Below are 25,503 nucleotides of genomic sequence, written 5' to 3'. Positions count from 1 at the left end.
GGTAACTCCGCGTTATCGCGCCTTGCGCCAGTGGGGTGATCGCCGCGTGGCATCTTGACTGTGGGCGTCGGCGGGGTCACTCTGTCGGTGAGCACGAGAAAGGTCCTTCCAGGTGCCTCTCGACAGTTGCCGCGCGCGTGGCTAGACTGCTCCTTTGCGCTGCCCTCTTTCCGTTTGCCCTTCGCCGAGAGCTGGATTGCCGGGCATCGCCGCACCCTTGACAGCCGTGCTAGTTCCGCTGACTAGCCAGCTACCTGTCCCTGGAAGGACGCATCTTGGCGATCTCTCGCGCGACCAAGGCCACTGCTGCGACCAACTCCACGTCGGGGATTCCCGGAGCGCCGAAGCGAGTCTCTTTCGCGAAGATCCACGAACCGCTTCAGACGCCCAACCTGCTCGACCTGCAGATCCAGTCGTTCGAATGGCTCACCGGCGACGAGGCGTGGTTCCAGCGCCGCGTCGACGAAGGTGACGAGGCGCCGACGGGCGGCCTCGAGGAGGTCTTGAACGAGATCTCCCCGATCGAAGACTTCTCCGGCTCGATGTCGCTCTCCTTCTCCGACCCGCGCTTCGACGAGGTCAAGGCCTCGACCGAGGAGTGCAAGGACAAGGACATGACGTACGCCGCCCCGTTGTTCGTCACGGCGGAGTTCACCAACCACACCACTGGCGAGATCAAGAGCCAGACGGTGTTCATGGGTGACTTCCCGATGATGACCGACAAGGGCACGTTCATCATCAACGGCACCGAGCGGGTCGTGGTTTCCCAGCTCGTCCGCTCGCCGGGTGTCTACTACGACACCGCGATCGACAAGACGACCGACAAGGACGTCTTCAGCGTCAAGATCATCCCGTCCCGGGGTGCCTGGCTGGAGTTCGACGTCGACAAGCGCGACACCGTCGGTGTCCGCATCGACCGCAAGCGTCGTCAGCCGGTGACCGTGCTGCTGAAGGCGTTGGGTTGGACCACCGAGCAGATCCGCGAGCGCTTCTCGTTCAGCGAGACGCTGCTGACGACGCTGGAGAAGGACCACACCGCGGGCACCGACGAGGCGTTGCTCGACATCTACCGCAAGCTGCGTCCGGGCGAGCCGCCGACGAAGGAGTCCGCGCAGGCGCTGCTGGAGAACTTGTTCTTCAAGGACAAGCGCTACGACCTGGCGAAGGTCGGCCGCTACAAGATCAACAAGAAGCTGGGCCTGGCCTCCCCGATCTCCACGGGTGTGCTGACCGAGGACGACATCGTCACGACGATCGAGTACCTGGTCCGCCTGCACGCCGGTGAGACGTCGATGAAGCCGGGCGAGACCGAGGTGCCCGTCGAGGTCGACGACATCGACCACTTCGGCAACCGCCGCCTGCGCACCGTCGGCGAGCTGATCCAGAACCAGATCCGGGTCGGCCTGTCCCGCATGGAGCGCGTCGTGCGCGAGCGCATGACGACGCAGGACGTCGAGGCCATCACGCCGCAGACCCTGATCAACATCCGCCCGGTGGTGGCGGCGATCAAGGAGTTCTTCGGCACCTCGCAGCTGTCGCAGTTCATGGACCAGACGAACCCGCTCGCGGGCCTGACCCACAAGCGCCGCCTGTCGGCGCTGGGTCCGGGTGGTCTGTCCCGTGAGCGGGCCGGCATGGAGGTCCGCGACGTCCACCCGTCGCACTACGGCCGCATGTGCCCGATCGAGACGCCGGAAGGCCCGAACATCGGCCTGATCGGCTCGCTGTCCTCGTACGGCCGGGTCAACCCGTTCGGCTTCATCGAGACGCCGTACCGCAAGGTCGTCGACGGCCGGGTCACCGACCAGATCGACTACCTGACGGCCGACGAGGAAGACCGCTACGTCAAGGCCCAGGCGAACGCCAAGATCGACGACGAGGGCAACTTCCTCGAAGAGAAGGTCCTGGTCCGCAAGAAGGGCGGCGAGGTCGAGCAGATCGACCCGTCCGACGTGGACTACATGGACGTCTCGCCGCGGCAGATGGTGTCCGCCGCGACCGCGATGATCCCGTTCCTCGAGCACGACGACGCGAACCGCGCCCTGATGGGCGCGAACATGCAGCGCCAGGCGGTGCCGCTGCTGCGCAGCGAGTCCCCGCTGGTCGGCACCGGCATGGAGTTGCGCGCCGCGGTCGACGCCGGTGACGTCGTGGTGGCCAAGAAGACCGGTGCGGTCGAGGAGATCTCCGCCGACTACGTCACGGTCATGGCCGACGACGGCTCGCGGCAGACCTACGGCCTGCACAAGTTCCGCCGCTCGAACCAGGGCACCTGCATCAACCAGAAGCCCATCGTGAACGAGGGCGACCGGGTGCAGGAGGGCCAGGTCCTGGCGGACGGTCCGTGCACCGAGAACGGCGAGATGGCGCTGGGCAAGAACCTGCTCGTCGCGATCATGCCGTGGGAGGGCCACAACTACGAGGACGCGATCATCCTGTCGCAGCGCCTCGTGCAGGACGACGTCCTGACCTCGATCCACATCGAGGAGCACGAGATCGACGCGCGGGACACCAAGCTGGGCGCCGAGGAGATCACCCGGGACATCCCGAACGTCTCCGAGGAGGTCCTGGCGGACCTGGACGAGCGCGGCATCATCCGCATCGGCGCCGAGGTCCAGCCCGGCGACATCCTGGTCGGCAAGGTCACGCCCAAGGGCGAGACCGAGCTGACCCCGGAGGAGCGCCTGCTCCGCGCGATCTTCGGCGAGAAGGCGCGCGAGGTGCGCGACACGTCGCTGAAGGTGCCGCACGGCGAGTACGGCAAGGTCATCGGCATCCGCGTGTTCAGCCGCGAGGACGACGACGAGCTGCCCCCCGGCGTGAACGAGCTGGTCCGGGTCTACGTCGCCCAGAAGCGCAAGATCCAGGACGGCGACAAGCTCGCCGGCCGCCACGGCAACAAGGGCGTCATCGGCAAGATCCTCCCGGTCGAGGACATGCCGTTCCTCGAGGACGGCACCCCGGTCGACATCGTGCTGAACACGCACGGCGTGCCGCGTCGTATGAACATCGGCCAGGTCCTGGAGACCCACCTCGGGTGGATCGCCAAGCAGGGCTGGAGCATCAACGGCGACCCGGACTGGGCGAAGAACCTGCCGGCGGAGCTGTACGACGTCGAGCCGGGCACGAAGACCGCGACCCCGGTCTTCGACGGCGCTCGCGAGGACGAGATCACGGGCCTGCTCGGCTCGACGATCCCGAACCGCGACGGCGAGCGGATGGTCAAGGAGAACGGCAAGGCGGTGCTCCTCGACGGGCGCAGCGGCGAGCCGTACCCCTTCCCGGTGTCGGTCGGCTACATGTACATCCTGAAGCTGCTGCACCTGGTCGACGACAAGATCCACGCCCGTTCGACCGGCCCGTACTCGATGATCACGCAGCAGCCGCTGGGTGGTAAGGCGCAGTTCGGTGGTCAGCGGTTCGGTGAGATGGAGTGCTGGGCGATGCAGGCGTACGGCGCCGCCTACACGCTCCAGGAACTGCTCACGATCAAGTCCGACGACGTGCTCGGCCGCGTGAAGGTCTACGAGGCCATCGTCAAGGGCGAGAACATCCCGGAGCCGGGTATCCCGGAGTCCTTCAAGGTGCTGCTCAAGGAGCTCCAGTCGCTGTGCCTCAACGTCGAGGTGCTGTCTTCGGACGGCGCCGCGATCGAGATGCGCGACGGCGACGACGAAGACCTCGAGCGTGCGGCCGCGAACCTCGGCATCAACCTGTCGAGGTCCGAGTCGCCGTCCGTGGACGACGTCGTCAACTGACCCTCGCCGGTCACCGGGGGCGCCTGCCCGAGAGATCAAGGGCAGGCCTCCCGGTGACCGAACCGCCAGCTCCCACGCAGTACCGAAATCAAAAAGGGGAAGAGAGTAGACGTGCTAGACGTCAACTTCTTCGATGAGCTCCGCATCGGTCTCGCGACCGCGGACGACATCCGCCAGTGGTCCTTCGGCGAGGTCAAGAAGCCCGAGACCATCAACTACCGCACGCTCAAGCCCGAGAAGGACGGCTTGTTCTGCGAGAAGATCTTCGGTCCCACCCGGGACTGGGAGTGCTACTGCGGCAAGTACAAGCGCGTCCGCTTCAAGGGCATCATCTGTGAGCGCTGCGGCGTCGAGGTGACCCGCGCCAAGGTGCGCCGTGAGCGGATGGGCCACATCGAGCTGGCCGCGCCCGTCACGCACATCTGGTACTTCAAGGGCGTCCCCAGCCGGTTGGGCTACCTGCTCGACCTGGCCCCCAAGGACCTCGAGAAGATCATCTACTTCGCGGCCTACGTGATCGTGGGCGTGAACACCGAGCTGCGCCACAACGACCTGCCCACGCTCGAGAACGAGATGCAGGTCGAGCGCAAGCGGGTCGAGAACCGGCGTGACGCCGACGTCGAGGCCCGTGCGCAGAAGCTGGAAGCCGACCTGGCCGAGCTGGAGGCGGAGGGCGCCAAGTCCGACGTCCGCCGCAAGGTCAAGGAGGGCGGCGAGCGCGAGATGCGCCAGCTCCGCGACCGCGCCCAGCGCGAGCTGGACCGGCTCGACGAGATCTGGTCGACGTTCACCAAGCTCGAGCGCGCCCAGCTGATCGCGGACGAGCTGCTGTACCGCGAGTTGTACGACCGCTACGGCGACTACTTCACCGGCGCCATGGGCGCCGAGGCCATCCAGAAGCTCCTGGGTGACTACGACGTGGACGCCGAGGCCGACGTGCTGCGCGAGACCATTCGCAGCGGCAAGGGCCAGAAGAAGCTGCGCGCCCTCAAGCGCCTCAAGGTCGTGGCCGCCTTCCAGGCGACCCGCAACAACCCGCAGGGCATGGTCCTGGACTGCGTCCCGGTCATCCCGCCGGACCTGCGCCCGATGGTGCAGCTCGACGGTGGCCGCTTCGCCACGTCCGACCTGAACGACCTGTACCGCCGCGTCATCAACCGCAACAACCGCCTCAAGCGACTGATCGACCTCGGCGCGCCCGAGATCATCGTCAACAACGAGAAGCGGATGCTGCAGGAGGCCGTCGACGCGCTGTTCGACAACGGCCGCCGTGGCCGGCCGGTGACGGGTCCGGGCAACCGGCCGCTCAAGTCGCTGTCCGACCTGCTCAAGGGCAAGCAGGGCCGGTTCCGCCAGAACCTGCTCGGCAAGCGCGTCGACTACTCGGGCCGTTCGGTCATCGTGGTCGGCCCGCAGCTGAAGCTGCACCAGTGCGGTCTGCCCAAGCAGATGGCGCTGGAGCTGTTCAAGCCGTTCGTGATGAAGCGGCTGGTCGACCTCAACCACGCGCAGAACATCAAGTCCGCGAAGCGGATGGTGGAGCGCGCGCGCCCCGCCGTGTGGGACGTGCTGGAAGAGGTCATCACCGAGCACCCCGTGCTGCTGAACCGGGCGCCCACGCTGCACCGCCTGGGCATCCAGGCCTTCGAGCCGCAGCTGGTCGAGGGCAAGGCCATCCAGCTCCACCCGCTGGTCTGTGAGGCGTTCAACGCCGACTTCGACGGTGACCAGATGGCGGTCCACCTGCCGCTGTCCGCCGAGGCGCAGGCCGAGGCGCGCGTGCTGATGCTGTCGTCGAACAACATCCTCTCGCCCGCGTCGGGCAAGCCGCTGGCCATGCCGCGTCTGGACATGGTGACCGGCCTGTACCACCTGACCCGGCACAAGGAGGGCGACCTCGGCGAAGGCCAGGCCTACTCCTCGCCCGCCGAGGCGCTGATGGCGTTCGACCGCAAGGTCCTGGGCCTGCAGTCCATGGTCAAGATCCGGATCACGGACAAGAACCCGCCGAAGGGCCAGGAGCCGGAGGGCTGGGAGCCCGGTCAGCCGTGGCTGGCCCACACCACCCTCGGTCGCGTGCTGTTCAACGAGGTCCTGCCGCAGGACTACGCGTTCATCAACGAGGTCATGCCCAAGAAGCGGCAGGCCACGATCATCAACGACCTCGCCGAGCGGTACCCGATGGTCACCGTCGCCCGGACGCTGGACAAGCTGAAGGACGCCGGTTTCTACTGGGCCACCCGGTCGGGTGTCACGGTCGCGATCTCCGACGTGCTCGTGCCGGAAGCCAAGCAGGGCATCCTGGACGAGTACGAGAAGCTCGCTGACGCGGTCGAGAAGCGCTACCAGCGCGGTCAGCTCTCCCACACGGAGCGCAACAACGAGCTGGTCAAGGTGTGGACCAAGGCCACCGAAGAGGTCGCCGAGGTCATGGAGGCCAACTTCCCCGAGGACAACTCGATCCGCATGATCGTGATGTCCGGGGCGGCGGGCAACATGACCCAGGTCCGCTCGCTGGCGGGTATGCGTGGTCTGGTGACCAACCCGAAGGGCGAGTACATCCCGCGGCCGATCAAGAACTCGTTCCGCGAGGGCTTGTCGGTGCTGGAGTACTTCATCGCCACGCACGGCGCCCGCAAGGGTCTGGCCGACACCGCGCTGCGCACCGCCGACTCGGGTTACCTGACCCGTCGTCTGGTGGACGTCTCGCAGGACGTCATCATCCGCGAGGTCGACTGCGGCACCACGCGCGGCGTGAACATGACGGTCGGCGAGCGGCTGGGCGACAAGGTCGTGCTGGCCGAGTTCGCGCAGACCAGCGTGTACGCGCGGACCATCGCCGAGGACATCACCGACGGCCAGGGCAACATCGTGCTCAACCGCGGTGACGACCTGGGCGACCCGGCGCTGGCGACGCTCGTCGAGGCGGGCGTGACCAGGGTCAAGGTGCGCTCGGTGCTGACCTGCGAGTCCGCGGTCGGTGTGTGCGCGTCCTGCTACGGCCGTTCGATGGCGACCGGCAAGCTGGTCGACGTCGGCGAGGCCGTCGGCATCGTGGCCGCGCAGTCCATCGGTGAGCCCGGCACGCAGCTGACGATGCGTACCTTCCACCAGGGTGGTGTCGCCGGTGACGACATCACGACCGGTCTGCCCCGTGTGCAGGAGCTCTTCGAGGCTCGTGTGCCGAAGGGCAAGGCGCCCATCGCGGACGTCGACGGTCGGGTGCGCATCGAGGACGGCGACCGGTTCTGGAAGATCACCCTCATCCCGGACGACGGGTCCGAGGAGATCCTCTTCGAGAAGCTGTCCAAGCGTCAGCGGCTCGCGAACACGGCCACCGGCCCGCTCCAGGACGGCGACCACGTGCACGTCGGCCAGCAGCTGCTGGAAGGCACGCCCGACCCGCACGAGGTGCTGCGCGTGATGGGGCCGCGCGAGGCCCAGCTGCACCTGGTGCAGGAGGTCCAGAAGGTCTACCGGGCCCAGGGTGTGGCGATCCACGACAAGCACATCGAGGTCATCGTCCGGCAGATGCTGCGCCGGGTGACGATCATCGACTCGGGTGCGACCGAGTTCCTGCCGGGCTCGCTGGTCGAGCGCGCGGAGTTCGAGTCGGGCAACCGGGCCGTGGTGGCCGAGGGCGGCGAGCCCGCTGCCGGTCGTCCGGTGCTGATGGGTATCACGAAGGCGTCGCTGGCCACGGACTCGTGGCTGTCGGCGGCCTCCTTCCAGGAGACCACGCGTGTCCTGACCGACGCCGCGATCAACGGCCGGTCGGACAAGCTGATCGGCCTGAAGGAGAACGTGATCATCGGCAAGCTGATCCCGGCCGGCACCGGCATCAACCGGTACCGGAACATCCAGGTGCAGCCCACCGAGGAAGCCCGCGCGGCGGCGTACGCCATCCCGAGCTACGACGACGGCTACTACACGCCGGACGTCTTCGGCACGGGCACGGGCGCGGCGGTCCCGCTGGACGACTACGACTTCGGCCGCGACTACCGCTGACCGAAGTAGCCAGTTGAACCGAAAGGCCCCCGGAGCCTCCCGCTCCGGGGGCCTTTCGCATGTCGCATGTCGCAGGTCCGCGGACCGCGGGGTCGCTGGAACCAGGGCCGTCGTCGGACTAGCCGGGGCGGCGGCGGGACTTGGCCAGGGAGCGGGCGCGGGCGACCAGGTCGTCCACCAGGTCCGCGTCGGCGATCGGGGGCGCGGCGTCCGAGCAGCACGGTGGTTTGGTGCGCTTTTCCGTCAGTTTCGGGCGGACGCCGGCGAGTTCGTACAAAGTCTCGTAAAGGTCCCGGCCGGGATCGTCGTCGTGGGGGCCGACCAGCAATATCCACGCGGTCCGCGGCGAGGGGAATGCGACTACGACGCGGTCGGTGCCGCGGAGGTGTTTCACGCACAGCCTGGGCAGGGGTTCCGGGCCCGTCACGCGGTACCCGAGGGACGCGCAGCCGCTGTGGGACAGCTCGTCCAGGAACCTGTCGTACGCCACGCGCGCGGCGCCGCGCAGGCCCGCCGCCTGATGACTGGCGACCGGCGTCTCGACGACCTTGATCAGCGCACCACGCGTCCTTCACCGCGGTGCATCTGCGCCAGGCTGTCGGCCAGGTCCTCGCGCTCCAACAGCGCCGAATCGCTCAACCGCCGGTGCACCTCGTCCAGCAGCGCGCGGCTCTTGCCGGCCCGCCTCAGCTCCGACACGACGTGCAGCACCTCGTGCAGCCGCACGGCGTCCAACAGCATCCGGGGTTCCCGGCTGTGGATGGCGAGCACACCCTCGCGGGCCCACGCCTTGACCGTCTTCTCGGTCAGTTCCAGCAGCTCACCGGCCACCACCGGCCGCACCGGCGGGGCCGTGCGCAGGGCCTTCGCCACCACGCCGTGCAGCTTGCGCCGCCGCTCGTCGTCCTCCGACAAGCTCGACGCGACCTCTTCGATCTCCTCGATCTGGTCGAACAGGTCACGGATCTGCGCGGCCTCGGTGGCGACGGACATGACGGACCTCCTCCGGTCACTACCGATTATCACCCTGTTTTTCGGTAGTGGCAACGGTGGCCCCGCACACACGCACGGGGCCACCGAAGGCGAAGATCAGGACGAGAAGAACAAGCCACCCAGACCGCGGTGCTTCCGGTGGCCGTAGTGGCCGCCGTAACCCGGCGCGGCGCCCCAACCCGGCTGGACCGGCTGCTGGACGTAGTGCACCTGCGCCGGCTGCGGGGCGACGGGCGGCGGGGGCGGCGGAGCCATCTGCTGCTCCAAGCGGGTGATGGCCTCGAGCTCGCCGTAATCGAGGAAGACCCCGCGGCAGCCATCACACTGCTCGATGTGCACGCCCATGCGGTCGAAGGTGCGCATGTTCGCATGACACTTGGGACACTGCATCGTGTGAGCCTCCTGCTCTTGACGCGATAAATCCGATATTAGCCGCGCGGAATGGGTTCGTGTGTCGACACGATCCGGGCACACGCCTCGATCAGTGCTTCCTGCGCGTCGGTCAACTCCTTCTCGTCGCGCTGTGCAGCGGAAAGAGCACGCGCCGCCATCTGGACGACCAGGGCACGCGCCGGCGGCTCCAGCACCGACCACGGGTCGTCCCGCGGCACGCCCGCACCACCGGCGTCGAGGTACGACCCGAGCAGCCGTCCCCACGCCTCCGCGTCGAGCACGCCCGCCGCGTGCAAAGCGGCCGGCCGGGCCAGGTCCCACGCCGGATCGCCGACGCCGAGGTCGTCCACGTCGATCAGCCGGTAGCCGTCCCGCCACACCAGTTGGCCCAGGTGCCAGTCGCCGTGGATCAGCGTGGTCCCGTCCGCCCCGAACTCCGGCAACGTCGCGAACGCCCGCCGCACCAACCGCGCGGCGGGCGTGTCCAACGTCAGATCGCGCACCGCCCGTTCCATCCGGGGGTGGGCGCCGGCGAGGGGCACGGGCGGCGCGAAGTCCGCCGCGGTGAACCGGTGCAAGGCCGCCAGCATCCGCCCGGCGGCCTCCATGGGCAGGTCCTCCGGCTCGCTCTGCGGCACCGGCGTGCCCATCGGCCACACCGTGACGACCCGCCCGAGCACCACCGCCGGCCCCGTCCGGGGCGACAGCAAGAGTTCACCCAGACGTGGGTCGGCGGCCAACCGGAGCCGCGCGGTGAGCACCGCGAGGTCCGTGCCGCGTTCGTGCGCCTTGAGCACCACGTCCGCGACCCGGACCACCACGACGTCACCGCGCACCGCGAGCACCTCGGGCGAGGCGTCGGCGGCCACCAGCGCCGCCATGCCCGCGATGAGATCGGAGTTCACCCGACCAGTGTGCCGGGCCTCAGCTACCGCTCAGGCAGACGGTCGTCGCCGGCTGGGTGTAGACGTGGGCCCTGGCGGTCTCGGCGCACAGCTTCGCGTCGGCCTTGGCCGCCACGACCTTGTCGACCTTGGTCGTGCCCGCGCCGCACGCGACCTTCGTGTAGAGGCTCGCCCCGGTGTACTCGTTCGCCTTCAGGCAGTCGCCTTCCTTCACGTGCAACATGAAGCACTTGTAGTTCGTGCGCTTGGTCTTGCGCGAACGACTGCCGCGGTCTTCGTAGTAGGTGCCCTCCGGGCAGTCCGCCGAGAGAGCGGAGGCGGAGATCGCCACCCGGTACACCGCCTGGGCGGAGCCGCAGTCGACCTTGACCATCTCCACCCGCTCGCGGGCCTTGCCCCTGGGCTCCGCGCAGTCGCCCTCGCCGGGCGAGGTCCGCGAGACGAAGTAGACCACCGCGCCGATCCCGAGCACGAACACCGCCAGCACGACCAGTCCGAGCTTGGTGACCTTGCGGCGCTTGTTGGGCGGTGTCCGCATCTGCTCCTGGAAAGCCGGATCCCGGGAGATGAAAGCGCTCACTGGATTCCCCTCAGATGGAGAGCTTCTGGTCGACGTCCGCGGCGTTGGGCGGTTCGTCGGTGGCCATGTCGTAGACGTCCTTGCCGCTCTCCATCGCGGCTCCGGCCAGCGTGGCGCCCGCGGCGCTCGCGGCATCCTTGCCGAACACCTGCGCTGAACCCTTCCAGCCACCCGGCCCGATGATGTTCCCGGCGCCGTCCTTGCCCAGGAACGTCTGCATGGCGTCCTTGCCGGCGAACTGCTCCGCCGTGTTCCGCCACCACTTGGGCCCGGCGAGCCGACCGGTGAGGATCTTGAAGACCCGGCCGATCTTCTGCAGCACCGCGGTGACCCGCTGGACGATCCGCGAGACCCGGCTGACGGTGACCCCGACCTGCACGGCGGTCGCACCGGCCGCCTCGCCCTGCCAGGTCGACAGCCCGCTCTCCACCGTCCCGGCGAACTTCTCGGACAGCGCCTTCAGGTCGGTGGCGACCTTCTCGAAGTGCTGCGCCGCCAGCGTCAGCTGTTCCTCGTCGCCGGTGACCAGCTTCAGCGCGTCGTCCAACGGCTTGATCAGGTCGATGAGGAAGCCGAGGCCGAACGTGAGCAGCGAGTGCAACGGGTCGGCGATGATCTCCGCGGCGGTCGGGAACTCGCCGAGGAACGCCTGGATGTCGCCGACGGCGGCCTGCACCTCCATCGGGTTTCCGCTGGTCAGACCACCGAGGGCGTCCCACGCCTTGGCGCCTGCCTCGACCGTGCCGCTCTCGCCGATCGGCTTGAAGAAGTCGCCGTCCTCGCTGGTCCAGTAGTTCTCGTCGCGGACTTCCTGCTCGGTGCTGACCGCCTCCGGCGCCGCTACCTCGGCCACGTCATGCCCCCGATCCGACCGACGGTGGCTTCGACCCCTGGCCCAGTTGCCTGCCGATGTCGTCCAACGCGTCCGCGACGGCCTTGTTGACGTCGCGGTAGTGCTCACCGGTCAGCGACAGCTGATCGCCGAGCTTGCCCAGGTTCTCGGTCATCTTCCCCATGTGGTCCATGAAGGCGTCCGTCAGCTCCACGTAGTCGCTGTACGTCAACGCCTGCCCGAGCAGGCCCCAGGAGATCTCGGGCACGATCGCGGCCCGGGCGGCTTCCTTGATCTTCTCGGCCTCCTGCGAGAGGCCGTCGACGGTCTTGCCGCAGGCGATGATCGCCTCGGCGTCCACTCCGAATGACATGTGGTCCCTTGTCGGCTGTCAGCGCAGGATCGGGCCGAAGCCCTCGTCCGGGTCGTCGTTGCGCGGCGGTGGCGGCGCGGGACGACGCGGCGGTGCGGGCGGCTGGGTCGCCGGCGGCCGACCGGGCGGCGGCTGGACGTGCGGCGGCTGCACGTGCGGCGGCTGGGCACGCGGCGGCGGTGGCGGCATCGGCGGCATGGCCGGGCGCACGTTGGCCTGCTGGAGGAACGACGCGCCGGGCGCGTTCGGGGGAGGTGGCGGCGGCGCCTGCTCGGCCGGGTTGATGCCGAACACGTCCTCCTGCACCTTGTTGACCCGCGCCACGATGTCGATCTGGTCGCCCGCGAATTCCTGCACGACCTCCGCCGACCGGCGCGCCGAATCGGCCACTGCCTGCTGGAGCGTGCTCATGATCGTGCGGGACAGCGCGTGCGCCGGGATGCGCTGGGCATCGGGTTGGAGCTGGATGTCGAGGATGGATCCACCCGGTCCAGCGACCACGCTCACCACCCGATCGGGTGAACCGCGGTCACGCGAAGCTGCGTCATCCGCTCTTTCATGTTCTGATAACCCGCGAGTCGCTCTTCGGCCTTGCGGCCGGCCTCTTCGAGCGAGCGGGCGCTGGGGTCCGGCACGGACCACCCCCCCGTGTAGTTCGTCGGCGTGCGTGTTTTTGTTTACTCGATCAGGCCCGGTCTCGGATCCGTTTTGACCCGTGGGAACCTAGCGGGGTATCTTTGGTACTCGTGCCCGACCCATGTCGGGCCGCTCCGCGTGCCTACGCGCCAGTGGTGCTGGAAAGCCGGCCGCGGTGACCTCCACGCGTAGGGGCATCCTGGGATGTTGCCTGCGGACCTGGGACAGGGTGTTGCGCTTTCGGTTCCGCCGAGGGGGCACGACACGCCCGACCTCGGGTGCAGAGAGGGACCAAGTAAACAGCGCTCGTCGCCCACGCGGCGGGCACGCAAACGGAAGAAGCAGCCGGCGTATGCCAACGATCCAGCAGCTGGTCCGCAAGGGCCGGCAGGACAAGGTCGCCAAGCAGAAGACCGCGGCGCTCAAGGGCAGCCCGCAGCGGCGCGGTGTGTGCACCCGCGTCTACACGACCACGCCCAAGAAGCCGAACTCGGCGCTGCGCAAGGTCGCCCGCGTGAAGCTGACCAGCGGTATCGAGGTCACGGCTTACATCCCCGGTGAGGGTCACAACCTCCAGGAGCACTCGATGGTGCTCGTGCGCGGTGGTCGTGTGAAGGACCTCCCCGGCGTCCGCTACAAGATCATCCGCGGTTCCCTCGACACGCAGGGCGTGAAGAACCGCAAGCAGGCTCGCAGCCGGTACGGCGCGAAGAAGGAGAAGAGCTGATGCCCCGCAAGGGACCGGCCCCGAAGCGGCCGCTGATCTCCGACCCGGTCTACAGCTCTCCGCTGGTGACCCAGCTCATCAACAAGGTGCTGGTCGACGGCAAGCGCTCCGTGGCCGAGCGGATCGTGTACGGCGCCCTCGAAGGCGCCCGCGACAAGACGGGCACCGACCCGGTCGTCACGCTCAAGCGCGCTCTGGACAACGTCAAGCCCGCGCTCGAGGTGAAGTCCCGCCGCGTCGGTGGCGCCACCTACCAGGTGCCGGTCGAGGTGAAGCCGGGCCGCTCGACCACGCTCGCGCTGCGCTGGCTGATCACCTTCTCCCGGCAGCGCCGTGAGAAGACCATGATCGAGCGCCTGATGAACGAGCTGCTCGACGCGAGCAACGGCCTGGGCGCGAGCGTCAAGCGCCGCGAGGACACGCACAAGATGGCCGAGTCGAACAAGGCCTTCGCCCACTACCGCTGGTGACGTGACGCCAGGCGGGGCAGCCCCGAGCCACCCCGCCTGGCGCCTCCCAGCCCTAGTGAGCCTGCTACCAGCTAGCTCAAGACAGGGGAAGACACCCGTGGCACAGGACGTGCTCACCGACCTGGCCAAGGTCCGCAACATCGGGATCATGGCCCACATCGACGCGGGCAAGACCACGACGACCGAGCGGATCCTGTTCTACACCGGGATCAGCTACAAGATCGGCGAGGTCCACGACGGCGCCGCGGTGATGGACTGGATGGAGCAGGAGCAGGAGCGCGGCATCACGATCACGTCGGCCGCGACGACCTGCTTCTGGAAGAACCACCAGATCAACATCATCGACACGCCGGGCCACGTCGACTTCACCGTCGAGGTGGAGCGCAACCTCCGCGTCCTCGACGGTGCCGTTGCCGTGTTCGACGGCAAGGAAGGCGTCGAGCCCCAGTCCGAGCAGGTCTGGCGCCAGGCGACCAAGTACGACGTCCCGCGCATCTGCTTCGTCAACAAGATGGACAAGCTCGGCGCGGACTTCTACTTCACCGTCCGCACCATCCAGGAGCGCCTCGGCGCGAAGCCGCTGCCGATCCAGCTCCCGATCGGGTCGGAGAGCGACTTCATCGGCGTGGTCGACCTGGTCGAGATGCGCGCGCTGACCTGGCGTGGCGAGGTCCAGAAGGGTGAGGACTACACGGTCGAGGAGATCCCGGCCGACCTCGCCGACCGGGCCGCCGAGTACCGCGAGCAGCTGATCGAGGCCGTCGCCGAGACCGACGACGACCTCATGGAGGCCTACCTCGCCGGCGAGGAACTCACCGTCGAGCAGGTCAAGACGGGCATCCGCGCGATCGTCAAGAACCGCTCCGGGTACCCGGTGCTGTGCGGCTCGGCGTTCAAGAACAAGGGCGTCCAGCCCATGCTCGACGCGGTGATCGACTACCTGCCGGCCCCGCTGGACCTCCCGCCGGTCGAGGGCACGCTCCAGGACGGCGAGACGCCGGCCTTCCGCGCGCCGAACACCGACGAGCCGTTCGCCGCGCTCGCGTTCAAGATCGCCGCGCACCCCTTCTTCGGCAAGCTGACCTACATCCGGGTCTACTCGGGCAAGGTCGCCGCGGGCACCCAGGTCATCAACTCGACCAAGGACCGCAAGGAGCGCATCGGGAAGATCTTCCAGATGCACGCCAACAAGGAGAACCCGGTCGACGAGGCCATGGCCGGCCACATCTACGCGGTCATCGGTCTGAAGGACACCACCACCGGTGAGACGCTCTGCGACCCGCAGGCGCCCATCGTGCTGGAGTCCATGACCTTCCCCGAGCCGGTCATCCAGGTGGCGATCGAGCCCAAGACGAAGGCCGACCAGGAGAAGCTGGGCACCGCGATCCAGAAGCTGGCCGAGGAGGACCCGACGTTCCGGGTCAACCTCGACCAGGAGACCGGTCAGACCATCATCGCCGGCATGGGCGAGCTCCACCTGGACATCCTGGTGGACCGCATGCGCCGCGAGTTCAAGGTCGAGGCCAACATCGGCAAGCCCCAGGTGGCGTACCGGGAGACGATCCGCCGCAAGGTGGAGAAGTACTCCTACACCCACAAGAAGCAGACCGGTGGTTCGGGCCAGTTCGCGAAGGTCCTCATCGACCTGGAGCCGCTGGAGAAGACCGAGGACGGCGCTCTCTACGAGTTCGTCAACGGGGTCACCGGCGGTCGCATCCCCCGGGAGTACATCCCGTCGGTGGACGCGGGCGCGCAGGACGCGATGCAGTACGGCGTGCTGGCGGGCTACCCGCTGGTGGGCGTCAAGCTGACGCTGGTCGACGGCGCCTACCACGAGGTCGACTCGTCGGAAATGGCGTTCAAGATCGCGGGCTCCATGGCGCTCAAGGAAGCCGCCCGCCTGGCGAGCCCGGCCATCCTCGAACCGTTGATGGCCGTCGAGGTCACCACGCCCGAGGACTACATGGGCGACGTGATCGGCGACTTGAACTCCCGCCGTGGCCAGATCCAGGCCATGGAAGAACGCAGTGGTGCCCGTGTCGTCAAGGCGCTGGTCCCGCTGTCGGAGATGTTCGGGTATGTCGGCGACCTGAGGTCCAGGACCCAGGGTCGTGCGAACTACTCGATGACCTTTGACTCCTACGCCGAGGTTCCCGCGAACGTCGCGAAGGAGATCATCGCGAAGGCGACGGGCGAGTAACCCCAACCGGAGCACCGCAGCACCACGCGGGCTCTCCGGGGACCGCCCCGGGGTCCGCACAACCGACCCTGACGTGACGCCCGGCGGGCAGCAATCCGCCCGCCGGGCTAAGCAATAGAAGTCCAGGAGGACAATCCAGTGGCGAAGGCGAAGTTCGAGCGGACGAAGCCGCACGTCAACATCGGCACCATCGGTCACATCGACCACGGCAAGACGACGCTGACCGCGGCGATCTCCAAGGTCCTGCACGACAAGTTCCCGGACCTGAACCCCTTCACGCCGTTCGACCAGATCGACAAGGCGCCGGAGGAGAAGCAGCGCGGTATCACCATCTCGATCGCCCACATCGAGTACCAGACCGCGAACCGGCACTACGCGCACGTCGACTGCCCCGGTCACGCCGACTACATCAAGAACATGATCACCGGTGCGGCGCAGATGGACGGCGCCATCCTGGTGGTCGCGGCGACCGACGGCCCGATGCCGCAGACCAAGGAGCACGTGCTCCTGGCCCGCCAGGTCGGTGTGCCCTACATCGTGGTGGCCCTGAACAAGGCCGACATGGTGGACGACGAGGAGATCCTGGAGCTCGTCGAGCTCGAGGTCCGCGAGCTGCTGTCCGAGTACGAGTTCCCCGGTGACGACCTGCCGGTCGTCCGCGTCTCCGCGCTGAAGGCGCTGGAGGGCGACGCCGAGTGGGGCGAGAAGCTCATCGGCCTCATGGACGCCGTGGACGAGAACATCCCGGAGCCCGAGCGCGAGGTCGACCGGCCGTTCCTGATGCCGGTCGAGGACGTGTTCACCATCACCGGTCGTGGCACCGTGGTGACCGGTCGTATCGAGCGCGGCATCATCAAGGTCAACGAAGAGGTCGAGATCGTCGGCATCAAGGAGACCTCGAAGAAGACGACGGTCACCTCGATCGAGATGTTCAAGAAGTTCCTCGACGAGGGTCGCGCCGGCGACAACGCCGCTCTGCTGCTCCGCGGCATCAAGCGCGAGGAGGTGGAGCGCGGCATGGTGATCGTGAAGCCGGGCACCACCACCCCGCACACCGAGTTCGACGCGCAGGTCTACATCCTGTCGAAGGACGAGGGCGGCCGGCACACGCCGTTCTTCAACAACTACCGCCCGCAGTTCTACTTCCGCACCACCGACGTGACCGGCGTCGTGACCCTCCCCGAGGGCACCGAGATGGTCATGCCGGGCGACACCACGTCGATGGCCGTGAAGCTGATCCAGCCGATCGCCATGGACGAGGGTCTGCGGTTCGCCATCCGCGAGGGTGGTCGCACCGTGGGTGCGGGCTCGGTCACCAAGATCATCAAGTGATCTGGGTCTAACTACACCCCCCGATTTGGTCTGGGCACTCACGTGTGCAACCATTGACGGGTTGCTCGTCGGGGCGGCCGGTTCGAGTTCTGGACTCGGCCGCCCCGCCACGAGTGGGGTTCGATCGAGTAAGACAATCCCACAGGCTTTATCAGTGGGACCGGTCTATGCGTTGGGGCGCGACACGCCCGACCGCGTGGACCGGGCACCGTGACACCGCTCGGTGTCAATCCTGAATAGGGGGCGGAGCGCGCCGGAGGTCCCGTGACCTCGTGCAAGGTGCCCGCACCGCAGCGGTACTAGAAGCAGAGGAACGGCAAGCCATCATGGCGGGACAGAAGATCCGCATCCGGCTCAAGGCCTACGACCACGAGGCGATCGACGCGTCCGCGCGCAAGATCGTCGAGACCGTGACGCGCACCGGCGCTCGGGTCGTCGGGCCTGTGCCGCTGCCCACTGAGAAGAACGTTTACTGCGTCATCCGCTCGCCGCACAAGTACAAGGACTCGCGCGAGCACTTCGAGATGCGCACGCACAAGCGTCTGATCGACATCCTCGACCCGACGCCGAAGACGGTGGACGCGCTCATGCGCATCGACCTGCCGGCGAGCGTCGACGTCAACATCCAGTAAGCGTTGGACGCGGCAGTGTTGATCCCATTTGGGGCGGAGAGTAACGAGACCCATGTCTGACAGGCAGGTTAAGGGCCTCCTGGGCACCAAGCTCGGCATGACTCAGGTCTTCGACGAGAACAACCGGATCGTTCCGGTTACCGTCGTCAAGGCCGAGCCGAACGTGGTCACCCAGGTTCGGACCCAGGAGAACGACGGCTACTCGGCCGTGCAGCTGGCCTTCGGCGCGATCGACCCGCGCAAGGTCAACAAGCCCGTCGCGGGCCACTACGCCAAGGCGGGCGTCACGCCCCGCCGCCACCTGGCGGAGCTGCGCACCACGGATGCGTCCGAGTACACGGTCGGCCAGGAAGTCACCGCCGAGGTCTTCGAGGCCGGCGCGGTGGTCGACGTGGTCGGCACCAGCAAGGGCAAGGGCACCGCGGGTGTCATGAAGCGACACGGCTTCCACGGCCTCGGCGCGAGCCACGGCACGCAGCGCAAGCACCGCTCGCCCGGTTCCATCGGCGGCTGCGCCACGCCCGGCCGCGTGTTCAAGGGCCTGCGCATGGCGGGTCGCATGGGCAACGTGCGGGTGACCACCCAGAACCTCAAGGTGCACCGCGTGGACGCCGAGTCCGGCCTGCTGCTCATCAAGGGCGCCGTTCCCGGCCCCAAGGGCGGCACCGTGTTCATCAAGACCGCTGCGAAGGGTGGTGCCTGATCATGACTTCCGTTGAGATCCGCACCCCGGCAGGCGCGACCGACGGCTCCGTCGAGCTGCCCGCCGCGATCTTCGACGCGCAGGCGAACGTGGCTCTGCTGCACCAGGTCGTCGTGGCCCAGTTGGCCGCGGCCCGCCAGGGCACGCACGCCACGAAGACCCGCGGTGAAGTTCGCGGTGGTGGCAAGAAGCCGTACCGGCAGAAGGGCACCGGCCGCGCCCGTCAGGGCTCGACCCGCGCGCCGCAGTTCGCCGGTGGTGGCGTCGTCCACGGCCCCCAGCCGCGTGACTACACCCAGCGCACCCCCAAGAAGATGAAGGCCGCTGCCCTGCGTGGCGCCCTCTCCGACCGGGCGCGTGCCGGCCAGGTGCACGTGGTGAGCGGTTTCGTCGAGGGCGACGCTCCGTCGACCAAGGCGGCCCGCAAGGTGCTGGAGACGGTGACCGAGGCCCGCCGCGTGCTGGCCGTGCTGCTGCGCACGGACGAGGTTTCGTGGGTCAGCCTGCGCAACCTGCCGCACGTGCACATCATCGCGCCGGACCAGCTCAACACCTACGACGTGCTGGTCAACGACGACGTGGTGTTCACCAAGGACGCGCTCGACGTGTTCCTGGCGAGCAAGGCCCAGCACGGGCAGGGCTCCGCCGAGGCCATCGCCGAGTCGTCGGAGTCCGACGAGGAGGCCGCGAAGTGATCCCCGACCACCGGGACATCCTGCTCGCGCCGGTCATCTCCGAGAAGTCCTACGGGCTGCTCGAGGAGAACAAGTACACCTTCGTGGTGGCTCCCGGCTCGAACAAGACCCAGATCAAGATTGCCGTGGAGAAGGTCTTCGGCGTCAAGGTCGTCAGCGTCAACACGATCAACCGCCAGGGCAAGCGCAAGCGCACCCGGACGGGATACGGCAAGCGCAAGGACACCAAGCGCGCCATCGTGACGCTGTCCGCCGAGAGCAAGCCGATCGAGATCTTCGGCGGCCCGGCCGCCTGATGACGACGAGGACTGCGTAGAGATGGGCATTCGCAAGTACAAGCCGACGACCCCCGGTCGTCGCGGTGCGAGCGTCTCCGACTTCGCCGAGATCACTCGGACGACGCCGGAGAAGTCGCTGGTCCGCCCGCTGCACGGCCGTGGTGGCCGCAACGCTTCGGGCAAGATCACGACGCGGCACAAGGGTGGTGGCCACAAGCGGGCGTACCGCCTCATCGACTTCCGCCGCACTGACAAGGACGGCGTGCCGGCCAAGGTCGCGCACATCGAGTACGACCCCAACCGCACCGCGCGCATCGCGCTGCTGCACTACCTCGACGGCGAGAAGCGCTACATCATCGCCCCGTCGAAGTTGTCGCAGGGCGACATGGTGGAGAACGGCCCGAAGGCTGACATCAAGCCGGGCAACAACCTGCCGCTGCGCAACATCCCGGTCGGCACCGTGATCCACGCGATCGAGCTCCGCCCCGGCGGCGGCGCGAAGATCGCCCGGTCGGCGGGCGCCAGCGTGCAGCTCGTCGCCAAGGACGGCCCCTACGCCCAGCTGCGGATGCCCTCGGGCGAAATCCGCAACGTGGACGTCCGGTGCCGCGCCACGGTCGGCGAGGTCGGCAACGCCGAGCACCAGAACATCAACTGGGGCAAGGCCGGCCGCATGCGGTGGAAGGGCAAGAAGCCCACCGTCCGCGGTGTCGCCATGAACCCGGTCGACCACCCGCACGGTGGTGGTGAGGGCAAGACCTCCGGTGGTCGCCACCCGGTGAACCCGGCCGGTAAGCCCGAGGGGCGCACCCGCCGCCGCAACAGGCCAAGCGACAAGCTCATCGTCCGGCGTCGTCGCACCGGTAAGAAGCGCTGAGCAGGGAGGGAGTGAAGGATGCCTCGCAGCCTTAAGAAGGGCCCCTTCGTGGACGACCACCTGCTCAAGAAGGTGGACGTCCTCAACGAGTCGGGCAAGAAGACCGTGATCAAGACCTGGTCCCGCCGGTCGACGATCATCCCCGACATGCTGGGCCACACGATCGCGGTGCACGACGGCCGCAAGCACGTGCCGGTGTTCGTCACGGAGGCGATGGTCGGGCACAAGCTCGGCGAATTCGCCCCGACCCGCACGTTCAAGGGCCACATCAAGGACGACCGGAAGTCGCGCCGTCGCTAGGCGACGAACTAGAGGAAGAGCAAGGGGAAGCAGCGATGAACGCCCGTAACGAAGCCGAAGCGCCGGAGCTCCCGCGCGCCGTGGCTCGGGCTCGCTACGTCCGTGACACGCCCATGAAGGTGCGTCGCGTCGTCGAGCTCATCAGGGGTCGTAGCGCCAGCGAGGCCCTGGCCGTGCTCCAGTTCGCGCCGCAGGCGGCAAGTGAGCCGGTCCGCAAGGTGCTGCAGAGCGCCGTGGCCAACGCCGAGAACAACCTGTCCCTCGACCCCGACACCCTGTGGGTGTCGAAGGTCTACGTGGACGAGGGTCCGACCCTCAAGCGGTTCCGCCCGCGTGCCCAGGGCCGTGCGTACCGGATCCGCAAGCGGACGAGCCACATCACCGTCGAGGTGGAGAGCCGTCCGAAGAAGACCAGCGCGAAGGCCGGCGCTGACAGGAAGGGGGCTCGGTAGTGGGCCAGAAAATCAACCCGCACGGCTTCCGACTTGGTATCACCACGGACTGGAAGTCCCGCTGGTACGCCGACAAGCAGTACGCCGAGTACGTGGCTGAGGATGTCAAGATCCGCAAGCTGCTCTCGAAGGGCATGGAGCGCGCCGGCATCTCGAAGGTGGAGATCGAGCGCACCCGTGACCGGGTTCGCGTCGACATCCACACCGCCCGGCCGGGCATCGTCATCGGCCGTCGCGGCGCGGAGGCCGACCGCATCCGCGGTGAGCTGGAGAAGCTCACCAAGAAGCAGGTGCAGCTCAACATCCTCGAGGTGAAGAGCCCCGAGTCGGACGCGCAGCTCGTCGCGCAGGGCGTGGCGGAGCAGCTGTCCAACCGCGTCGCCTTCCGCCGCGCGATGCGCAAGGCCATCCAGTCGGCCATGCGTTCGCCTCAGGTCAAGGGCATCCGCGTGCAGTGCGGCGGTCGTCTCGGCGGTGCCGAGATGTCCCGTTCCGAGCACTACCGCGATGGCCGTGTGCCGCTGCACACGCTGCGCGCTGACATCGACTACGGCTTCTTCGAGGCCCGCACCACGTTCGGCCGTATCGGCGTGAAGGTGTGGATCTACAAGGGCGACATCGTCGGTGGCATCAGCGCCAAGCGCGAGCGTGACGCCGCTCCGGCGGCCGACCGCGCGCCGCGCCGCGACCGCAACGAACGCCCGAACCGGGCGCGTCGTTCCGGTGCCAGCGGCACCACCGCGACCAGCACCGAGGCCGGTCGGGCCGCTGCGGGCGATCAGACCGCCGCGCCGACCGCGACCGAAGAGAAGACGGAGGGCTGAGTCGTGCTCATCCCGCGCAGGGTTAAGCACCGCAAGCAGCACCACCCCGGACGGTCCGGTGCTGCCAAGGGCGGCACGAGGGTCACCTTCGGCGAGTACGGCATCCAGGCTCTGGAGCCCGCCTACGTGACCAACCGGCAGATCGAGTCGGCTCGTATCGCCATCACCCGGCACATCCGCCGTGGTGGCAAGGTCTGGATCAACATCTTCCCGGACCGCCCGCTGACCAAGAAGCCCGCCGAGACCCGCATGGGTTCCGGTAAGGGTTCGCCGGAGTGGTGGGTGGCCAACGTCAAGCCGGGTCGGGTGCTCTTCGAGATGAGCTTCCCGAACGAGGCTGTGGCCCGCGAGGCGCTGCGTCGCGCGATCCACAAGCTCCCGATGAAGTGCCGCATCGTTACGCGTGAGGGTGGTGAGTTCTGATGGCAGCGGGTACCACCGCTTCCGAGCTGCGTGAGCTCACCGAGGAAGAGCTCGTGCTGCGCCTGAGGGAGGCGAAGGAGGAGCTGTTCAACCTCCGCTTCCAGATGGCCACCGGGCAGCTCGACAACAACCGCCGCCTGCGCACGGTCCGGCATGAGATCGCCCGGATCTACACCGTGATGCGGGAGCGGGAGCTGGGCCTCTCGGCCTCCCCCGACGCGGTTTCCACTGGTGAGGGTGCGGCATGAGCGAGAGCAACGAAGTGACTACTGAGGTTCGCAACGACCGCAAGGTCCGCGAGGGCTACGTCGTGTCCGACAAGATGGACAAGACGATCGTGGTCGCACTGGAGGACCGGAAGAAGCACCGCCGGTACTCGAAGGTCCTGCGTTCCACCACCAAGGTGAAGGCGCACGACGAGCAGAACACCGCCGGTATCGGCGACCGCGTCCTCCTGATGGAGACCCGGCCGCTGTCGGCCACCAAGCGCTGGCGCCTCGTCGAGATCCTCGAAAAGGCCAAGTAGCCAGTCGGACCGAGCCCGTCAGGTCGGAAATCTGGCGGGCCAGGAATGGTCAAGGAGTAGGTAAGTGATCCAGCAGGAGTCGCGGCTGCGCGTCGCCGACAACACCGGTGCGAAGGAAATCCTCTGCATCCGTGTTCTCGGTGGCTCGGGCCGCCGCTACGCGGGCATCGGGGACATCATCGTCGCGACGGTGAAGCAGGCCATCCCCGGCGCCGGCGTCAAGAAGGGTGACGTCGTCAAGGCGGTCATCGTCCGCACCGTCAAGGAGAAGCGCCGTCCAGACGGCTCTTACATCCGGTTCGACGAGAACGCCGCGGTGCTCATCAAGAACGACAACGAGCCGCGGGGCACCCGCATCTTCGGCCCGGTCGGTCGTGAGCTGCGCGACAAGAAGTTCATGAAGATCATCTCGTTGGCTCCGGAGGTGCTCTGACCATGAAGGTGAAGAAGGGCGACACCGTCGTGGTTATCGCCGGCAAGGACAAGGGTGCTCGCGGCAAGGTCATCATGGCCTACCCCGCTGAGAACCGCGTCCTGGTCGAGGGCGTCAACCGCATCAAGAAGCACACCCGGATCACGCAGACCCAGCGCGGCGCGCAGTCGGGCGGCATCGTGACCCAGGAGGCCCCCATCCACGTGTCCAACGTGATGGTGGTCGACTCGGACGGCAAGCCGACCCGTGTGGGCTACCGGACGAACGACGAGGGCAAGCGGGTCCGCATTTCCCGTCGTAACGGGAAGGACATCTGATGACCACCGTTGAGAAGACCATTCCGCGGCTGAAGGCTCGCTACCGCGAAGAGATCGTCGTCGCGCTGCGCGAGCAGTTCGAGTACGCCAACGTCATGCAGATCCCGGGCGTGGTGAAGGTCGTCGTCAACATGGGTGTCGGCGACGCCGCCCGCGACGGCAAGCTGATCGAGGGCGCCGTCAAGGACCTGTCGATCATCACGGGCCAGCGTCCCGAGGTCCGTCGGGCCCGCAAGTCCATCGCGCAGTTCAAGCTGCGCGAGGGCATGCCGATCGGCGCGCGCGTCACGCTGCGCGGCGACCGCATGTGGGAGTTCCTGGACCGCCTGCTGACGATCGCGCTGCCGCGTATCCGCGACTTCCGCGGCCTCTCGGGCAAGCAGTTCGACGGCAACGGGAACTACACGTTCGGCCTCAACGAGCAGTCGATGTTCCACGAGATCGACCCGGACGCGATCGACCGTCCCCGCGGTATGGACATCACCGTGGTGACGACCGCGACCAACGACGACGAGGGCCGGGCGCTGCTGAAGCTCCTGGGCTTCCCGTTCAAGGAGAACTGACAGATGGCCAAGAAGGCGCTGATCAACAAGGCCGCGGCCAAGCCGAAGTTCAAGGTGCGGGGTTACACCCGTTGCCAGCGTTGCGGTCGCCCGCACTCGGTGTTCCGCAAGTTCGGCCTGTGCCGGATCTGCCTCCGCGAGATGGCGCACCGGGGCGAGCTGCCCGGTGTGAGCAAGTCCAGCTGGTAAGTCCGGCTCGGCGGCAGGTTTTCTAAGACTCATCACTTCGCTGTAGGCCCGTCCACGACCAGCCGGCCCACTCGGCCGGCTCGGACCCTGGCTGGGGAACCGCAGCGAGAAAGGTTGACCAGGTCACCATGACGATGACCGACCCGATCGCAGACATGTTGACGCGTCTGCGGAACGCGAACTCGGCTTACCACGACAAGGTCGTGATGCCGCACTCGAAGTTGAAGGCCAACATCGCCGAGATCCTCAAGCGCGAGGGCTACATCGCGAGCTACCGCGATGAGCAGGGCGATGTGGCGAAGAACCTGGTCATCGAGCTGAAGTACGGCCCGAACCGGGAGCGCAGCATCGCCGGCCTGCGCCGTGTGTCGAAGCCGGGCCTGCGCGTGTACGCGAAGTCGACCAACCTGCCGAAGGTGCTGGGCGGTCTGGGCGTCGCGATCATTTCGACCTCTGGCGGTCTGATGACCGACCGCCAGGCCAACAAGTCAGGCGTGGGCGGAGAAGTCCTCGCCTACGTCTGGTGAGGAAGGGGGACTAGGCAATGTCGCGCATCGGAAAACTGCCGATCACCGTCCCCTCCGGGGTCGACGTGAACATCGACGGCCAGGCTGTGAGCGTCAAGGGCCCCAAGGGTGCCCTGTCGCTGACCATCGCTGAGCCGATCATCATCGAGAAGGCCGACGACGGCACCCTCGAGGTGAAGCGCCCGAACGACGAGCGTCGCAGCCGCTCGCTGCACGGCCTGTCGCGCACCCTGGTGCAGAACATGGTCGTCGGCGTGACGCAGGGCTACGAGAAGAAGATGGAAATCCACGGCGTCGGTTACCGCGTGGCGCTGAAGGGTTCCGACCTGGAGTTCGCGCTGGGCTTCAGCCACCCGGTGAAGGTGGAGGCCCCCGCGGGCATCACCTTCGCGGTGGAGACCCCGACCCGGTTCTCCGTGTCCGGCATCGACAAGCAGCTCGTGGGCGAGGTCGCCGCCAACATCCGCAAGCTTCGCAAGCCCGACCCGTACAAGGGCAAGGGTGTGCGCTACGCGGGCGAGAAGATCCGCCGCAAGGTCGGAAAGACGGGTAAGTGA

General features: G+C 67.6%; 32 protein-coding genes. 23 read left to right on the top strand and 9 right to left on the bottom strand.

The genetic code is table 11. The features are described 5' to 3' along the window. Nucleotides 1-275: 275 nt before the first annotated feature. Nucleotides 276-3,758, top strand: coding sequence for a DNA-directed RNA polymerase subunit beta (rpoB, locus tag FM051_RS19025; protein WP_158844898.1), 3,483 nt, complete (start codon nt 276-278; stop codon nt 3,756-3,758). 111 nt (nt 3,759-3,869) lie between these two features. Continuing rightward, nucleotides 3,870-7,766 (top strand): DNA-directed RNA polymerase subunit beta', encoded by a 3,897-nt coding sequence (locus tag FM051_RS19020; RefSeq protein WP_158844895.1) that lies wholly within the window; start codon nt 3,870-3,872, stop codon nt 7,764-7,766. 118 nt (nt 7,767-7,884) lie between these two features. Here the strand turns inward: FM051_RS19020 and FM051_RS19015 are convergent, their stop codons facing one another. The 9 genes from FM051_RS19015 to FM051_RS53195 form a co-directional block, all read right to left on the bottom strand. Further along, nucleotides 7,885-8,256, bottom strand: coding sequence for a hypothetical protein (locus FM051_RS19015; RefSeq protein ID WP_158844892.1), 372 nt, complete (start codon nt 8,254-8,256; stop codon nt 7,885-7,887). Between the two features lie 62 nt (nt 8,257-8,318). Then, nucleotides 8,319-8,759 (bottom strand): hypothetical protein, encoded by a 441-nt coding sequence (locus tag FM051_RS19010; RefSeq protein WP_158844890.1) that lies wholly within the window; start codon nt 8,757-8,759, stop codon nt 8,319-8,321. 96 nt (nt 8,760-8,855) lie between these two features. Next, complete coding sequence (locus tag FM051_RS19005; RefSeq protein ID WP_158844887.1) at nt 8,856-9,149, bottom strand: TFIIB-type zinc ribbon-containing protein; 294 nt, start codon at nt 9,147-9,149, stop codon at nt 8,856-8,858. A 38-nt stretch (nt 9,150-9,187) separates the two neighbouring features. Continuing rightward, on the bottom strand, nt 9,188-10,057 hold the full coding sequence (locus FM051_RS19000) for a phosphotransferase (protein WP_158844884.1): 870 nt from the start codon (nt 10,055-10,057) through the stop codon (nt 9,188-9,190). 19 nt (nt 10,058-10,076) lie between these two features. Beyond that, nucleotides 10,077-10,637: an LppU/SCO3897 family protein gene (locus FM051_RS18995; protein WP_158844881.1), complete on the bottom strand. Its 561-nt coding sequence runs from the start codon at nt 10,635-10,637 to the stop codon at nt 10,077-10,079. Nucleotides 10,638-10,647: 10 nt separating this feature from the next. Continuing rightward, on the bottom strand, nt 10,648-11,490 hold the full coding sequence (locus FM051_RS18990; RefSeq protein WP_158844878.1) for a hypothetical protein: 843 nt from the start codon (nt 11,488-11,490) through the stop codon (nt 10,648-10,650). Between the two features lies 1 nt (nt 11,491). Continuing rightward, nucleotides 11,492-11,842 (bottom strand): hypothetical protein, encoded by a 351-nt coding sequence (locus FM051_RS18985; protein WP_158844875.1) that lies wholly within the window; start codon nt 11,840-11,842, stop codon nt 11,492-11,494. Between the two features lie 18 nt (nt 11,843-11,860). Continuing rightward, nucleotides 11,861-12,343: a hypothetical protein gene (locus FM051_RS18980; protein WP_158844873.1), complete on the bottom strand. Its 483-nt coding sequence runs from the start codon at nt 12,341-12,343 to the stop codon at nt 11,861-11,863. A gap of 2 nt (nt 12,344-12,345) precedes the next feature. Beyond that, complete coding sequence (locus tag FM051_RS53195; RefSeq protein WP_274383626.1) at nt 12,346-12,477, bottom strand: hypothetical protein; 132 nt, start codon at nt 12,475-12,477, stop codon at nt 12,346-12,348. A gap of 353 nt (nt 12,478-12,830) precedes the next feature. On the opposite strand from FM051_RS53195, the gene rpsL reads away from it, so the two are divergent. The 21 genes from rpsL (at nt 12,831) to rplF (ending at nt 25,503) form a co-directional block, all read left to right on the top strand. Further along, nucleotides 12,831-13,205: a 30S ribosomal protein S12 gene (gene rpsL, locus FM051_RS18975; RefSeq protein WP_030473471.1), complete on the top strand. Its 375-nt coding sequence runs from the start codon at nt 12,831-12,833 to the stop codon at nt 13,203-13,205. Next, nucleotides 13,205-13,675 carry a 30S ribosomal protein S7 gene (rpsG, locus tag FM051_RS18970; RefSeq protein WP_053715239.1) on the top strand — a complete coding sequence of 157 codons (471 nt, stop codon included), beginning with the start codon at nt 13,205-13,207 and terminating at the stop codon, nt 13,673-13,675. The genes rpsL and rpsG overlap by 1 nt, the downstream gene beginning before the upstream one ends. A gap of 97 nt (nt 13,676-13,772) precedes the next feature. Continuing rightward, complete coding sequence (gene fusA / locus FM051_RS18965) at nt 13,773-15,875, top strand: elongation factor G (protein ID WP_158844871.1); 2,103 nt, start codon at nt 13,773-13,775, stop codon at nt 15,873-15,875. Nucleotides 15,876-16,013: 138 nt separating this feature from the next. Then, nucleotides 16,014-17,207 (top strand): elongation factor Tu, encoded by a 1,194-nt coding sequence (gene tuf / locus FM051_RS18960; protein WP_158844870.1) that lies wholly within the window; start codon nt 16,014-16,016, stop codon nt 17,205-17,207. A gap of 326 nt (nt 17,208-17,533) precedes the next feature. Next, a complete protein-coding gene (rpsJ, locus tag FM051_RS18955; RefSeq protein WP_003938093.1) occupies nt 17,534-17,839 on the top strand; it encodes a 30S ribosomal protein S10 in 306 nt (101 codons plus the stop codon). Nucleotides 17,840-17,891: 52 nt separating this feature from the next. Further along, complete coding sequence (gene rplC, locus FM051_RS18950; RefSeq protein ID WP_158844868.1) at nt 17,892-18,542, top strand: 50S ribosomal protein L3; 651 nt, start codon at nt 17,892-17,894, stop codon at nt 18,540-18,542. Nucleotides 18,543-18,544: 2 nt separating this feature from the next. Continuing rightward, nucleotides 18,545-19,237 carry a 50S ribosomal protein L4 gene (rplD, locus tag FM051_RS18945; RefSeq protein ID WP_158844866.1) on the top strand — a complete coding sequence of 231 codons (693 nt, stop codon included), beginning with the start codon at nt 18,545-18,547 and terminating at the stop codon, nt 19,235-19,237. Next, entirely contained in the window at nt 19,234-19,533 is a 300-nt protein-coding gene (rplW, locus tag FM051_RS18940) for a 50S ribosomal protein L23 (protein WP_073885918.1), read from the top strand. Before rplD ends, rplW begins: the two co-directional genes overlap by 4 nt. A gap of 22 nt (nt 19,534-19,555) precedes the next feature. Next, complete coding sequence (gene rplB, locus FM051_RS18935) at nt 19,556-20,392, top strand: 50S ribosomal protein L2 (protein ID WP_158844864.1); 837 nt, start codon at nt 19,556-19,558, stop codon at nt 20,390-20,392. 18 nt (nt 20,393-20,410) lie between these two features. Continuing rightward, nucleotides 20,411-20,692: a 30S ribosomal protein S19 gene (rpsS, locus tag FM051_RS18930; protein ID WP_015105260.1), complete on the top strand. Its 282-nt coding sequence runs from the start codon at nt 20,411-20,413 to the stop codon at nt 20,690-20,692. A gap of 35 nt (nt 20,693-20,727) precedes the next feature. After that, nucleotides 20,728-21,144, top strand: coding sequence for a 50S ribosomal protein L22 (rplV, locus tag FM051_RS18925; RefSeq protein ID WP_158844861.1), 417 nt, complete (start codon nt 20,728-20,730; stop codon nt 21,142-21,144). Beyond that, complete coding sequence (gene rpsC, locus FM051_RS18920) at nt 21,144-21,968, top strand: 30S ribosomal protein S3 (RefSeq protein ID WP_077011037.1); 825 nt, start codon at nt 21,144-21,146, stop codon at nt 21,966-21,968. Before rplV ends, rpsC begins: the two co-directional genes overlap by 1 nt. A gap of 3 nt (nt 21,969-21,971) precedes the next feature. Further along, entirely contained in the window at nt 21,972-22,391 is a 420-nt protein-coding gene (gene rplP, locus FM051_RS18915) for a 50S ribosomal protein L16 (protein WP_121224908.1), read from the top strand. Continuing rightward, nucleotides 22,391-22,639, top strand: coding sequence for a 50S ribosomal protein L29 (gene rpmC, locus FM051_RS18910; protein ID WP_033428581.1), 249 nt, complete (start codon nt 22,391-22,393; stop codon nt 22,637-22,639). Before rplP ends, rpmC begins: the two co-directional genes overlap by 1 nt. Beyond that, nucleotides 22,636-22,917 carry a 30S ribosomal protein S17 gene (gene rpsQ / locus FM051_RS18905; RefSeq protein WP_158844858.1) on the top strand — a complete coding sequence of 94 codons (282 nt, stop codon included), beginning with the start codon at nt 22,636-22,638 and terminating at the stop codon, nt 22,915-22,917. Before rpmC ends, rpsQ begins: the two co-directional genes overlap by 4 nt. Before the next feature lie 64 nt (nt 22,918-22,981). Further along, the gene (rplN, locus tag FM051_RS18900) at nt 22,982-23,350 is read left to right on the top strand and encodes a 50S ribosomal protein L14 (protein WP_033436721.1); all 369 of its coding nucleotides are present in this window, start codon (nt 22,982-22,984) and stop codon (nt 23,348-23,350) included. Nucleotides 23,351-23,352: 2 nt separating this feature from the next. Then, nucleotides 23,353-23,667, top strand: coding sequence for a 50S ribosomal protein L24 (rplX, locus tag FM051_RS18895; RefSeq protein ID WP_033436722.1), 315 nt, complete (start codon nt 23,353-23,355; stop codon nt 23,665-23,667). Beyond that, the gene (rplE, locus tag FM051_RS18890; RefSeq protein ID WP_158844855.1) at nt 23,667-24,230 is read left to right on the top strand and encodes a 50S ribosomal protein L5; all 564 of its coding nucleotides are present in this window, start codon (nt 23,667-23,669) and stop codon (nt 24,228-24,230) included. The genes rplX and rplE overlap by 1 nt, the downstream gene beginning before the upstream one ends. Nucleotides 24,231-24,233: 3 nt before the next feature. After that, nucleotides 24,234-24,419, top strand: coding sequence for a type Z 30S ribosomal protein S14 (locus tag FM051_RS18885; protein ID WP_053715226.1), 186 nt, complete (start codon nt 24,234-24,236; stop codon nt 24,417-24,419). A gap of 128 nt (nt 24,420-24,547) precedes the next feature. Beyond that, the gene (gene rpsH, locus FM051_RS18880; RefSeq protein ID WP_033428586.1) at nt 24,548-24,946 is read left to right on the top strand and encodes a 30S ribosomal protein S8; all 399 of its coding nucleotides are present in this window, start codon (nt 24,548-24,550) and stop codon (nt 24,944-24,946) included. Nucleotides 24,947-24,963: 17 nt separating this feature from the next. After that, nucleotides 24,964-25,503: a 50S ribosomal protein L6 gene (gene rplF, locus FM051_RS18875; protein WP_158844852.1), complete on the top strand. Its 540-nt coding sequence runs from the start codon at nt 24,964-24,966 to the stop codon at nt 25,501-25,503.

The organism is Saccharothrix deserti, assembly GCF_009769385.1.
In the GTDB taxonomy this organism is placed as follows: domain Bacteria; phylum Actinomycetota; class Actinomycetes; order Mycobacteriales; family Pseudonocardiaceae; genus Actinosynnema; species Actinosynnema deserti.
Note: the sequence above shows the minus strand (reverse complement) of the source record. Positions and strands in the feature narration are given on the sequence as shown.

Bases quoted from the DNA above. Each gene is read 5' to 3' on its own strand.
- rplV (WP_158844861.1), top strand. From the start codon at position 20,728: ATGAACGCCCGTAACGAAGCCGAAGCGCCGGAGCTCCCGCGCGCCGTG.
- rpsS (WP_015105260.1), top strand. From the start codon at position 20,411: ATGCCTCGCAGCCTTAAGAAGGGCCCCTTCGTGGACGACCACCTGCTC.
- rplF (WP_158844852.1), top strand. From the start codon at position 24,964: ATGTCGCGCATCGGAAAACTGCCGATCACCGTCCCCTCCGGGGTCGAC.
- rplD (WP_158844866.1), top strand. From the start codon at position 18,545: ATGACTTCCGTTGAGATCCGCACCCCGGCAGGCGCGACCGACGGCTCC.
- rpsG (WP_053715239.1), top strand. From the start codon at position 13,205: ATGCCCCGCAAGGGACCGGCCCCGAAGCGGCCGCTGATCTCCGACCCG.
- rpsL (WP_030473471.1), top strand. From the start codon at position 12,831: ATGCCAACGATCCAGCAGCTGGTCCGCAAGGGCCGGCAGGACAAGGTC.
- FM051_RS18885 (WP_053715226.1), top strand. From the start codon at position 24,234: ATGGCCAAGAAGGCGCTGATCAACAAGGCCGCGGCCAAGCCGAAGTTC.
- rplB (WP_158844864.1), top strand. From the start codon at position 19,556: ATGGGCATTCGCAAGTACAAGCCGACGACCCCCGGTCGTCGCGGTGCG.
- FM051_RS19005 (WP_158844887.1), bottom strand. From the start codon at position 9,149: ATGCAGTGTCCCAAGTGTCATGCGAACATGCGCACCTTCGACCGCATG.
- rplX (WP_033436722.1), top strand. From the start codon at position 23,353: ATGAAGGTGAAGAAGGGCGACACCGTCGTGGTTATCGCCGGCAAGGAC.
- rplC (WP_158844868.1), top strand. From the start codon at position 17,892: ATGTCTGACAGGCAGGTTAAGGGCCTCCTGGGCACCAAGCTCGGCATG.
- rpsJ (WP_003938093.1), top strand. From the start codon at position 17,534: ATGGCGGGACAGAAGATCCGCATCCGGCTCAAGGCCTACGACCACGAG.
- rpsQ (WP_158844858.1), top strand. From the start codon at position 22,636: ATGAGCGAGAGCAACGAAGTGACTACTGAGGTTCGCAACGACCGCAAG.
- rpmC (WP_033428581.1), top strand. From the start codon at position 22,391: ATGGCAGCGGGTACCACCGCTTCCGAGCTGCGTGAGCTCACCGAGGAA.
- rplE (WP_158844855.1), top strand. From the start codon at position 23,667: ATGACCACCGTTGAGAAGACCATTCCGCGGCTGAAGGCTCGCTACCGC.
- FM051_RS18985 (WP_158844875.1), bottom strand. From the start codon at position 11,842: ATGTCATTCGGAGTGGACGCCGAGGCGATCATCGCCTGCGGCAAGACC.
- FM051_RS19010 (WP_158844890.1), bottom strand. From the start codon at position 8,759: ATGTCCGTCGCCACCGAGGCCGCGCAGATCCGTGACCTGTTCGACCAG.
- rpsH (WP_033428586.1), top strand. From the start codon at position 24,548: ATGACGATGACCGACCCGATCGCAGACATGTTGACGCGTCTGCGGAAC.